Origin of the sequence: Saccharicrinis sp. 156, from assembly GCF_050589685.1 — a bacterium.
GTDB lineage: Bacteria > Bacteroidota > Bacteroidia > Bacteroidales > Marinilabiliaceae > Saccharicrinis.
This window is the reverse complement of record NZ_JBNGOS010000004.1, coordinates 236474-248120: the sequence shown is the minus strand read 5'-3', so window position 1 is coordinate 248120 and position 11647 is coordinate 236474. Positions and strand designations below refer to the sequence as shown.

11 protein-coding genes are annotated in these 11647 nt (G+C 39.7%); 6 read left to right on the top strand and 5 right to left on the bottom strand.

Translation table 11 applies throughout. The annotated features are described in order from the left end of the window. Positions 1-247 (top strand): hypothetical protein (locus ACRD64_RS03735; protein ID WP_430931821.1); only part of this gene is annotated, 247 nt, incomplete at its 5' end. On the opposite strand, the gene ACRD64_RS03730 is transcribed toward ACRD64_RS03735, so the two are convergent. Next, positions 237-476, bottom strand: coding sequence for a hypothetical protein (locus tag ACRD64_RS03730; protein WP_430931820.1), 240 nt, complete (start codon positions 474-476; stop codon positions 237-239). The genes ACRD64_RS03735 and ACRD64_RS03730 overlap by 11 nt on opposite strands. A 51-nt stretch (positions 477-527) precedes the next feature. Between ACRD64_RS03730 and ACRD64_RS03725 the strand changes: the two genes are divergently transcribed. From ACRD64_RS03725 to ACRD64_RS03715, 3 genes are read left to right on the top strand one after another with little or no spacing between them, the layout of a single operon-like run. Then, complete coding sequence (locus ACRD64_RS03725; protein ID WP_430931819.1) at positions 528-1076, top strand: subtilase family N-terminal domain-containing protein; 549 nt, start codon at positions 528-530, stop codon at positions 1074-1076. 44 nt (positions 1077-1120) lie between these two features. Beyond that, entirely contained in the window at positions 1121-3277 is a 2157-nt protein-coding gene (locus tag ACRD64_RS03720) for a S8 family serine peptidase (protein ID WP_430931823.1), read from the top strand. Further along, positions 3274-4197, top strand: coding sequence for a PorV/PorQ family protein (locus ACRD64_RS03715; RefSeq protein WP_430931818.1), 924 nt, complete (start codon positions 3274-3276; stop codon positions 4195-4197). The genes ACRD64_RS03720 and ACRD64_RS03715 overlap by 4 nt, the downstream gene beginning before the upstream one ends. Positions 4198-4273: 76 nt before the next feature. Here the strand turns inward: ACRD64_RS03715 and ACRD64_RS03710 are convergent, their stop codons facing one another. Next, complete coding sequence (locus ACRD64_RS03710) at positions 4274-4657, bottom strand: hypothetical protein (RefSeq protein WP_430931817.1); 384 nt, start codon at positions 4655-4657, stop codon at positions 4274-4276. Positions 4658-4842: 185 nt separating this feature from the next. Then, complete coding sequence (locus ACRD64_RS03705) at positions 4843-5211, bottom strand: VOC family protein (RefSeq protein ID WP_430931816.1); 369 nt, start codon at positions 5209-5211, stop codon at positions 4843-4845. Positions 5212-5398: 187 nt separating this feature from the next. On the opposite strand from ACRD64_RS03705, the gene ACRD64_RS03700 reads away from it, so the two are divergent. Both ACRD64_RS03700 and ACRD64_RS03695 read left to right on the top strand, forming a co-directional pair. Continuing rightward, positions 5399-6352: a GlxA family transcriptional regulator gene (locus ACRD64_RS03700; protein WP_430931815.1), complete on the top strand. Its 954-nt coding sequence runs from the start codon at positions 5399-5401 to the stop codon at positions 6350-6352. Positions 6353-6608: 256 nt separating this feature from the next. After that, positions 6609-8684 carry a TonB-dependent receptor gene (locus tag ACRD64_RS03695; RefSeq protein WP_430931814.1) on the top strand — a complete coding sequence of 692 codons (2076 nt, stop codon included), beginning with the start codon at positions 6609-6611 and terminating at the stop codon, positions 8682-8684. Between the two features lie 75 nt (positions 8685-8759). On the opposite strand, the gene ACRD64_RS03690 is transcribed toward ACRD64_RS03695, so the two are convergent. After that, a complete protein-coding gene (locus ACRD64_RS03690; protein WP_430931813.1) occupies positions 8760-9905 on the bottom strand; it encodes a PLP-dependent cysteine synthase family protein in 1146 nt (381 codons plus the stop codon). A gap of 722 nt (positions 9906-10627) precedes the next feature. Further along, positions 10628-11515, bottom strand: coding sequence for a hypothetical protein (locus ACRD64_RS03685; RefSeq protein ID WP_430931812.1), 888 nt, complete (start codon positions 11513-11515; stop codon positions 10628-10630). Between the last annotated feature and the right edge of the window lie 132 nt (positions 11516-11647).

Genomic DNA, 11647 nt, shown 5'->3' with positions numbered 1-11647 from the left:
CGGCCCTTCAAAACCGGTCCTATTTCCGGTCGCCGGCCATTGGCGTCACTCATCATGTCAGTATACCTTGCCTCTTCCTGCCCCGCCCCCACTCCTCGCCTTTTCTAAAGGGCGACCCGCAAGGGAAGGCTTGAAAAACGGGCCCGTTAACCCATCCGTGTTTTTCAAAGCGGCTGCAAAGAAAGACTCTTTATTCGGATTTACCAAACTTATATCTAATCTTTTTTCGCACGAACTTACAAGATAAGGCTTAAATCCACACTTGTCAATACTTTATGCGAAGAAAAAATAAAAAAAATAACATGGTCAACCATAATTCTTAATATTTCACCGGTGGTCATAGGTTCCCACATGCCCACATCAAACCATAGTACAATAACCAGGGAAAGTTGTGAAAGTGGCAAGAAGTATTGTGCATTCAGTGCGCGTTCGCCGATAAAAACTTGGTGTTTGCATACTTTATTATAGCTATCCACTAAAAAAAATTAAGTTTACGCCGAGTAAAACATTCCAATAAGACTTTTTCGATGACTAAACATAAGTATCCATTACCTTTTATATTCTTTATCCTTTTCATCATGACTCTCTTTTCTTGTCAGGATGAATCTATATTGGAAGATAATATAATTACAGAAGCGTACACTGAAACGGAAGTTTCGAACTCTGTGGAAGGAATGGTACGCATAAAATTCAATAAAGAAAGAATAGATGATCTATCCATTTCGTTAAAGTCAGGGACCTTAAGCTCAAAGATTAGTAATATAGACAGTATTTTAAATGCCATTGGGGCCATAAGTTTTAAAAGGACTTTTCCTTATTCCGGAAAATATGAAGATCGAACCATTGAGAATGGAATGCATCTATGGTACGATATCAATTACGATACATGTCAGGTATCTTTGGTTAATGTACTTAACAATTTTGTAAACTTAACCGAAGTTGAAATTACAGAACCTATCAGAAAGATTATCAGCCCGGCATATAGCATCAAGAAATTTGATCCTGTTCCCATTACCCAAACATTGAAAAGCACCACTTTATCAACCAACGATTATCCTTTTAATGATACTTTTTAAGTTATCAATGGCATTATTACAACGATGGAACAGTAACCGATGCGATTGAAGGTTGCGATATAAACCTTTTTAACGCATGGCTCAAGCAAAAGGGAAGTCAGGACGTAATAGTTGCGGTGGTTGATGGAGGGATTGATATTACACATGAAGACTTAGCGGATAACATTTGGATTAATGAAGATGAAAACAATGGAGGCTTAGTTTCTGATGATGACAATAACGGTTATACGGATGATATTTACGGATATAATTTTGTGAACAACAATGGTACCATTGAGCCTGGTGATCATGGCACACACGTTGCTGGCACTATTGGAGCGGTTAACGGAAACAGCATTGGTGTCTGTGGCATTGCAGGAGGTGATGCTGGTATTCCGGGGGTTAGGCTGATGTCGTGCCAGGTTTTTGAGACCGATGCAATGGGCAATGAAACAAGTGCCGAGAACTTTGCAGAAGCCATTAAATATGCCGCGGATAATGGGGCAGTAATCTGTCAGAACAGCTGGGGGTACGATGACGCCACTTACCTTCCTGAATCCATGAAGGATGCCATAGATTACTTTATTGAGTATGCCGGTATGGATGAAAACGGGATACAAACAGGTCCCATGAACGGCGGTGTAGTTATTTTTGCTTCAGGCAATGAAAGCACCTCCATCCATTCATACCCTGCCATGTACGACCAGGTAGTTTCTGTGGCAGCCTTATCCGCAGATTATACCATGCCCTACTATTCCAATTATGGAAGCTGGGTTGATATTACAGCACCCGGCGGAGTTGATAGCTCCGAAGATTATTACGACAACTGGATAGCCAGTACCATCACCGACAACAAATATGCTTACCTGATAGGAACCTCAATGGCCTGCCCCCATGTTTCGGGTGTAGCCGCTCTAATTGTATCTGAATATGGGGACCAAGGGTTTACTCCAGATATGTTAAAAGAAAGGCTTTATTATGGCGCCATTAATGTAGATGGTTTTAACAGCAGCTATCAGAGCATGTTAGGCGAAGGATTGATTAACGCTGCCGGTACACTTTCGGAACTAAACAGCACTCCACCTGATGTGGTTACGGACCTTGCTGCTTCCGTTTCCGGTAACGATGTAACCTTATCATGGACCGTAACAGGCGATGCCGAAGATGTTAAGCCTACCGGTTACAAAATATATTATTCAAAAAACCCATTTCCTAACTCTGATATTAGCTCCACCAACTCATCCTTGTCCTCGGCAGTTGAATTGGTGAGACTTAAAAATGTGGGCGACCAGATGAGCCATACAATTTACAACCTGGAATATTCATCCAACTACTATTTCAGCATTGCAGGTTATGATGTATTGGGCACGTTCTCTGATTATTCCGAATCCGTTTTGGCAACCACCAATGAAAACCATCCACCTGAAATTACCTCAACCAGTGGAAACAGTTTTGAGGTAAAAGCTCATGAAAACATAACGTTTACCTGTTCAATAAATGATCCGGATCAAGATTCCTATTCCTGGAGTTTAATTGATACCTCCGGTAATATAACAACTAATGAAAACGACTCTGAAGTAAAAATCACAATAAATGGTTTATATGCCGATGCAGGAACTTATCAAGCCTCCTTGTTGGTTGAAGATGAATTTGGGGCTTCTTCCGAATTTGTTTTTGATTATACAATACTGGAAAACCATGCTCCTTTTGTAAATACCGCCATTGAAAACACATACATTGGCGATCCGAATAATTCTATCACCATTGATCTTACAGAAGTATTTTTTGATGAAGACGGTGAAGAATTGGAATATGACATCAGTTATTCCTCCTCTTTTGTAACAGGTTCCGTTTCTGGGGATATACTAACCATAGCCCCGCAATCAAACGGCCTTTCAACATTTGAGGTCACATCGTCGGATGCCAGAGGCGAAAATGCCACTTCATCCTTTGAGGTCATGGTTCGCGATAATTCAAATGAGATAGATATATATCCAAATCCGGTAACCGATGTAATCAATTTCAGGATGGGAGAAGATGTCGATGGGTATATTGAAATAGCGTTTTATAATGATAATGCAGTTATGGTGAAAGAATTATCTATTCCTATCTCCACCTTCTCTCCTGCCCAAGGCAGTATTTCCGATATGACGACTGGTCAGTATCTGTTAAAAATTAAATACAACAACCTGGAATTCGAAAGAAACATCGTAAAGCTATGATTAGAAAGATATCGATAATATCAGCACTTATCCTTTTACCCCTTAAGTGCTTTTCGCAAGCAGGTTCTTTTAGCACCATACCATTGGATGCCAAAACAACTGCGAAGGGCAATACCTTTATTGCCGGTGAAAGCAACGCATCTATTTATTCCAATCTTGCGGCTGCTAATTTCGGCGACAAAAAGTTTGAAGTAGACTTCAATTATCGCCCCTGGCAAAACGAAGCTTCCCTTGATTACCTTCTATACGGTTTTTCCGGTTTTTATTCCATCAACAACAATAACGGCGTTGCTATTGGATTTAAAAAATATAACATGCCTAATTATAACATCACTGATGAGAACGGAAATTATAAAGGAACATATGAACCATCTGAATTTTCTTTGGGTTTGGGATATGTTATAAATGTGTCACAGAAATCGGCAATTTCTGTTTCATTCAATTATCTGGAGTCAAATTTGGGAGTCGATTATTCTTCGAATACTTTTTATTTGGATCTCGGTTTTAAAAGCTCCTACAAAAAAATAGACTATGGATTGATGATCCGTAACCTGGGGCCAAAACTGGAATTCGATCAGGAATCCAGTATTTTACCTCTTAACATTGGAGGTGGTATAACATATCCCATAGAATTATCTCCTAAGCACTTGTTATCTACCAGCCTTGATTTGTCTTATTTAACCAATCACGAACATTCTGGCCTTTATTCCGGCATAGGGCTCCAGTATCAATACAACAACTTATTGGCGCTCCGTTCAGGCTATGGCCATTTTGACGATGCCATAGGAGTGAATGGGTTTACATTTGGGGGAGGGGTGCATTTCAGAGGAATTTCAGTTGATGTAGCCTGGTTAAAATCAGACAGCATTCTTAAAAACAACTTTAATATTTCTTGTTCTTTTGCCTTCAATAAAAAATAACATTCTAATATATTTCTGTATTTTCCATTAATTGCATTAGTATTTTATCAACTGATAAGAATTACCCTCTGATATATTAGCTTCCCAATATAGCCAATACGCCAATCAGCAACCAAAAGATCCACTGAAACATCTTGAATACTCCACCTTTGACGGAAGAATTGGCTGCAACAACAATTTGAGAAATTCCAAAGCCAACATACATCACCCCCAATAACCTGGCAACTGAATTCAGCTCAAATAGCCGACAATTAAAGTCAATAGCTGCCAAGAACAAAAGTAAGGTTGCCAGTACCTGAAATACGGATAGATAATGAAACAAACTTTTCATCACATAACGAGGAATAGGACCTGCATTAGAATTCATAATAGGTTTTAAATATTCTTTGCCTCCCATGGCAAAATGGCCAGCAACTGCCGACAACGATATAATGCCAGCTCCCAATAATAAGTAGTTCATTATTTTATTTTTTATGTCTATAATTTACTGTTTACCAATCACATGGTTATTGTGACGAGCAAAAAACCAGGATGTAAACAATTTTCGTTGTTCATGACGCTGTTAACACTGAACGTCAAAGTTCCGAGCCTTTTAAAAAAGACTTAGCGCACCTTAGCGCTTCAAATAGCCTGGTTGCATAACTATCACTTCAAGGAATGAAGCGCTACCCTGTTTCCTTCCAAATCGAAAAAATGACCAATAAAACCGTGTTCGCCAATGGATGTTTTAGGAATTACCACCTCGGCTCCTAATTCAACAGCCTTGGCCAGGCTAACTTCTACATCCACGCAAGAAAAATAAACTATAGTGCCCGTTTTAGCAGGCTCGTAACCTTCCGCCCTAACAATAGCGCCGGCAGCCCCCTCGGCTTCTTTCATTGGGAACGCGGCCATCTGGCTATCTGGCATGGGCAGGTCTTCCATAGACAAGTCAAACAATAACGAATAAAAATCCTTGGCTCTGTTAAAATCTTTTACCGGTATTTCAAACCAGCCGACTACGTTTCTTTCCATCGTTTTAAAATATTTAGTGATTAATTCTAAAACAAATTTATGGCGATATTCATTAAAAAAAAATGGCAATAACGACATTTAATATGGGTATATTTGCCATCGGAACAACTATAGCAAACTGGCACAACTCTGTGCTATTGAAATCATCAGAAAACACGATGTATAAAACATTTATAAATTTTACAGTATGAAGATAGCGGTATTAAACTATCCACACGCCATATTGAGCAGTGTTCACGGCCCTTACGATATGTTCAGCCAGGTAAATGGGATGGTTTCTGCATTTAGGCCTGACATTAAAATCCCAACCCTGGATGTATCCATATTACTATCAAATCAAGTTATGGAAACCGACAAGTTTGATCTGGTCATTATTCCGGCCATGCAGTTTGCTGAAATAGAATCGGTAATTGCCAGCAACCAACACCTTATTCCTTGGTTACATCAACAATACCAACAAGGCTGCGAAATTGCTTCGGTGTGCATGGGTGCGTTCCTTTTGGCGGAATCAGGTTTGTTAAATAATTCCAGCGCAACCACGCATTGGCTGGGTGCAGGAATTTTTAAAGAGAAGTATCCACAGGTTAAACTGGTGGACGATAAATTTATTACCGATTTTCAACGGATTTACACCAGTGGTGGCGCTTTTTCGTTTACCTCGCTGATAATTTATTTAATGGATAAATACTTTGGCAACGAAGTGGCCATTCTGATGTCAAAGGTATTTCTGGTACATATTCACGATTCCAAACAAAGCGGCTATAAGATACTTGGACTTCAAAAAAACCACAAAAACAAAGCGATTCAAGAAATACAAAACTATATAGAAGAGCATATTGAAGAACAATTTCCGGTTGAAGAAATCGCAGCAAAAGCCCATATGTCATTACGCACCTTTATGCGTAATTTTAAAAAAGCAACTGGAGATACTCCCAATGCCTATATACAAAAAGTAAGGGTTGAAAAGGCCAAGAAATTATTAGAGGGAGGTGCCAAAAGCATAGAGGAAATTAGTATTCAAGTGGGCTATAATGATTTTGCTTCGTTCCGAAAAACGTTTAAAAAGACGGTTGGCTTAAACCCATCGGAATACAAAAAACTGTACAACAGAGTGTTTAGCGAGGTAAATGTGGAGCATTAAAAATCAGCCATCATTCGGCAGTTCCAAAAATTTCGAATCGAGGAAGCTGGAATTTTACTAGATGCAAATGGGCACCAACGGGGTGAAGTTCAAAACCGTAATTATAATTCCATACATGTATCTCCAACTGCAATACAATAAATTATTAAGACTCCAATGTCTTTTTATTCCCCCTGCAATCATGTACTAACCCATATTTTATTAGTTTTGCGCCTTATTTAAAAACTGGTGTATCCAGAACAAATTATTATAAAAGATGAAAAGAATTAATTTTACAAAAAAGGGATTTGAGATTATGTTTAAAAAATGGCAAGGAACTAATTATGCTGCTTTCTGTTCCCTTAAAAAATGTATCCGAATAGGTATGCTATCGGCCATGTACCTAACTTTGTTTGATTATGGGCAGGCGCTAGCCCAGACCGATACGACCATAACCAATAAAAAAATCAACCTGGAAGAGATCGAAGTCTCGGCACGCCGAACACCGGCCATTTACTCCGAGATAGGACGAGTGGTCACGGTCATCAGCAAAAAAGAAATTGAGGCCTTGCCTGTTCAATCGGTGGATCAGTTGCTGGAGTATGTGGCTCATGTTGATGTACGGCAGCGTGGTCCCCTGGGAGTTCAGTCTGACGTGAGTGTGCGGGGTGGTTCTTTTGACCAGGTAATGATTTTGCTCAACGGCATTAATATTACCGATCCGCAGACGGGTCACCATAGTTTAAACTTACCCGTAGATTTTTTGAGTATAGAGCGGGTAGAAATCCTGGAGGGTCCCGGAGCCCGTGTCCATGGGTCCAATGCCTTTAGCGGTGCCATTAACTTCATTACGGGCTCCACAGACAACTCAAATATCAAAGCCAATGTAATGGCGGGTGATCATTGCTTATATAACGCCGGAGCCAGTGGAAATATTGTTAAAGGAAATTTTAAGAGCTTTGTTTCCGCCAATAAAAGTGCCAGTGATGGTTACATCGACAATACTGATTTTGAGATTTACAACCTGTTTTACCAGGGGCAACTAAATCTCGAAAAAGAAAAGCTGGAATTACAGATTGGGTATACCAATAAAGGATTCGGGGCCAACTCCTTTTATACGGCACGATACCCCAACCAATATGAACAGACCAAAACCACCTTTGCAAGTCTGAGCTTTTCATCGAAAAGCAAAAATCCTTTAAAATCTTCTGTATATTGGCGCCGGCACCAAGACCGCTTTGAACTATACCGTAATAATGAAGATGCAGCTTCGTGGTACACCAACCACAACTACCATTTAACCGATGTGGTCGGTGCAAACATCAACACTGTTATTAACTCGTCAATAGGTAAAACGGCAATTGGAGCCGACCTTCGTTCCGAAAGTATTTGGAGTAACGTTTTGGGAACCGCACTCACAGATACTTTGTGGAATATTCCCGGGGAAGAAGTCGGTTTTTTTACTAAAAATTACAACAGAACCAACACTTCTTTTTTTGTTGAGCATAGTTATACCTACAACCGTATATCAGTCTCGGCAGGTATAATGGCTAACCTAAACAGCGATTTAGGTTGGGAATTTGATATCTTCCCTGGATTTGATGTCAGCTACTGGATAAACAATGGTTTAAAAATTTATGGTAGTATTAATAAATCATTGCGCATGCCTACCTACACCGACTTGTTTTATTCTGGCCCAACTAATTATGGTAATCCTAATCTGAAACCAGAAGAAGCAACCACATACGAGGGAGGCCTCAAATACAAGAATAATAAAGGCATCAGTATTAATGTTTCCTCTTTTTATCGTAATGGAAAAAACATGATCGATTGGGGAAGACCTTCGGATTCTCCTGATGGAACCCGGTGGACTACCTCAAATATAAGTGATATCAATACGGTTGGAATTGAATCCGTTTTGAATATAAATCTTCAACAGTTCATTCAGGCACAACGTTTTCTGCAAAATATAAACCTGACTTATTCCTGGTTAAACCAGGATAAATCATTACCTATTGGCTATGATTCCAGTTATATTTTCGATTATTTGAAGCATAAATTCTCGGGTAGCCTGCAGCATAGTATTATTTCTCATCTAAGTGCATCCTGGTCTCTACTTTACCAGGACAGGCTAGGAGGTTATAGCGAGTATGATAGGGCAAGCAACACCGAATCGCCCAAAGATTACAACCCATTCACTGTTGTCGATGTAAAGCTAAGCTGGCGCAAACCAACTTATACCGTTTTTGCCGAAGCTACCAATTTGTTCGATAAGAAATACACCGATATTGGTCAGTTGTATCAGCCTGGCAGGTGGATCAAAGCAGGTATTAACATCAGCTTAAATCTGTAAACCTTATCACCATCAACTAACTACTTTACGAAAAACGAGGGTGTCCTTGATGTGGCGGCACCCTCTGTTTCATTACTAATTATTTACGAAAACCTGTGCATTTCTTTCTTGGCCTTTGTGTGGGCATTCAGGCCAATCGGTCATGTTGTTACCGTCCCTAAAACGGGCCTCTAAGCAACTGTCCGGATCGCAGCAGGTATGGCACACTCGCTTGAATGCACTATACCTTTTTAACTTCACATCAGGTGCCAACAAACATGCTTTTACAGGCTCTTCTTTCATCAAGTCAGTACTCAGATATTTTTTATTATCATCGGAAAAGATAGTGGCTACAACAGCTTCCGGCCCAATCTTTTCCTGAAGCATTAGGGCTCCAATAAAATTAGCTCCCGAAGAAATCCCCACGCCAATACCCAATTCCCTGGATAGTTTTTGTGCCATAATTATTGCATCGCTATCATCTACCTCAACAATGGAATCCAATTCATCAAGCTTAACAATAGACGGAATAAACTCATCGGAAATACCCTGAATACGGTGCTTTCCCACTTTGTAACCGGTTGAAAGTGTTGGTGAATTGCCAGGTTCCAACGGGTGGATACTTATGCCCGGAACTTTTTCTCTTAAATATTTTCCAACTCCCATTACGGTGCCTCCTGTGCCAACTCCGGCAACAAAAGCATCGGGAGTTAAGTTTCGAAATGCCAACTGCCAGTATAATTCTTTTCCGGTGGTCAGATAATGCGCTTCACAATTATCGCCATTGGAAAACTGTTGAGGGCGAAAGGCTCCATCTAAAGAAGCCGCCAAATTATCGGCCATTTCAATACTTCCTAAAAACCCACCTTGTTGCGCACTTACCAGCTTAATTTCCGCTCCATAACTTCTGATCAGGTTTTTTCTTTCATCGCTCATCCAATCCGGCATAAAAATGGTCACCGGATGACCTAAAGCTCTGCCCACACCCGCAAAAGCAATTCCTGTGTTACCGCTGGTTGCCTCAATAATTGGAACTCCAGCTTTCAGATAACCGTGCTCATATGCCTTGTTTAATATATGAAAAGCCATGCGGTCCTTAATGCTTCCGGTCATATTGAAGTATTCTGCTTTGGCATAAATTTTTCGAGTAGTACCTTTAAATTCAAATTCTATAGCTAATAAAGGGCTATTTCCAATTAAGCATGATAAATTACTGATTTGATTTTGTTGACAAGGGGACATACAATTAGTTTTTAGATTATTTATTCAGCAGATGATTATTTTGGTAATCATTTACCGCTTTCTGTAATCAAGACAACCAAATCTTAAAACAGGGTGAACCTAGTTACATGAGATATATCAGGTAACGTTAACCTTTACTATTTGAACAAAACCGAAAATTAGCCCATTAAGCTTTTTTCATTAAATAATCTGGCCTTGATTAGTATGCTTACTGGTCAAGAATCATGAAATGTAATACTAATTGGATGGTAATTCGTGCAGTGGCACTATGTATCCCAGCTTGTAACCAAAGCTCTGATTCGTGTCCGAATTTCTTTTACCAACAAGGCCAATGTGGTTTCATGGGTGACTTAAACCCGCAATATGCATTAGAGATTCTATTACACATTGAAATTACTTTAAAACAAGACACTTCGTTGCATCACTTCAACTCACCAGAACGATGCTCCCTAAAGTAATCGGGGCAAGTGATGCCTCGTTTCTGTAATGCCTTGTTTTATTGTACTTGCAATGCTCATGACGAACCCCCAATACATAATCCGGGTTAAAACAATTCGGGATGCGTTTGTTTGTAATTCACTGGGAGATTCGGCTGGAATGTCATATGTGTGTAATGGCAATTCTTTCTATCACAACAGAACATGTTCTGTTTATAAGATAAAATTACCCCCACCACCAGGGCCTGCACCTCCCATGGTTCCTATCCCATAGTCCAATTAAAATCAGAAGGATTGATAATCAGACTTATTGATCACCAAATTGTGTTTCTCAAGCTTTACACACTTCATTTGCATGTTGTTGTTTTCATCTTTTTTATCCAGCATGATCATCTCCATCATTAAACCATTAGCCTCTTCCCTATTCAACCATGCTGTTTGAAACCAATTTGGGAACCGTTCCGTTTCGGAATAAATCTTGCCAAAACTCACCTCGGTATCGTGTGCACTGAAAATGGTTAACTTATATTCGTCGTTTTCCATTAAATAACCTTGACATTTGTGTCCCAAAACAATTTTACCGGGTATTGGCTTAAAAGTAAATTTCCCAACCTCCTCTTCCTCACCATCTTCGCTTTCTGATTCCGAAACTTCTTCACCACTATGGATTTCCACCATTCTCATCGCACTTGCCAACGACTGTTCGCCATCCTTCATAAACATCACGTTTAATTTATTGCTTATATCGTAGACCATAAACATGCTCATTCCCTGATTGAATCGAGCACCCCAATATTCCGCACCTTTTTTAAAATAATAATCAACGGAAACCTTTTCTCCTGTTCGTGCTGTTTCAATCTGCAATGCGTAATTCCAGTCGAAATCATAGGAATCCGGCACTTCATCAAAACTGACAGTGTTCATGCCGGTCATCATAGGCATATTTCCGGTCATGCCTTCAGGCATTTGAGGCTCAAACATCTTATCCAGGGTTTTATTGGTTTTCTCTTCAGCTTTGTCGGCCACCTTTTCTGCGACGGCCTCCTCAACCCTGGATTCGACTTTCTTCTTCAATTTTTTTAAAAACTGAGCATTCGCTGGCGTGATAAAGCCGATAAACAATGACAATATCATCAAATGGCAAAGAATAGAATTCAAATTGGCAGCTTTCATAATTATTGATTTTGTTTAAAATTTTATCGATAAAACGCTACCCGGCCCCAGTCAATTAAAGTACTAATTTACGGAATTACCAAGAGGAAAGTAAAATATTCAGAAGATATTTTATAAAATCGAAACCTATCC

Excerpts from the sequence above, each read along its gene's own strand:
- ACRD64_RS03725 (WP_430931819.1), top strand. The coding sequence starts at position 528 with ATGACTAAACATAAGTATCCATTACCTTTTATATTCTTTATCCTTTTC.
- ACRD64_RS03715 (WP_430931818.1), top strand. The coding sequence starts at position 3,274 with ATGATTAGAAAGATATCGATAATATCAGCACTTATCCTTTTACCCCTT.
- ACRD64_RS03710 (WP_430931817.1), bottom strand. The coding sequence starts at position 4,657 with ATGAACTACTTATTATTGGGAGCTGGCATTATATCGTTGTCGGCAGTT.
- ACRD64_RS03705 (WP_430931816.1), bottom strand. The coding sequence starts at position 5,211 with ATGGAAAGAAACGTAGTCGGCTGGTTTGAAATACCGGTAAAAGATTTT.
- ACRD64_RS03700 (WP_430931815.1), top strand. The coding sequence starts at position 5,399 with ATGAAGATAGCGGTATTAAACTATCCACACGCCATATTGAGCAGTGTT.
- ACRD64_RS03695 (WP_430931814.1), top strand. The coding sequence starts at position 6,609 with ATGAAAAGAATTAATTTTACAAAAAAGGGATTTGAGATTATGTTTAAA.
- ACRD64_RS03690 (WP_430931813.1), bottom strand. The coding sequence starts at position 9,905 with ATGTCCCCTTGTCAACAAAATCAAATCAGTAATTTATCATGCTTAATT.
- ACRD64_RS03685 (WP_430931812.1), bottom strand. The coding sequence starts at position 11,515 with ATGAAAGCTGCCAATTTGAATTCTATTCTTTGCCATTTGATGATATTG.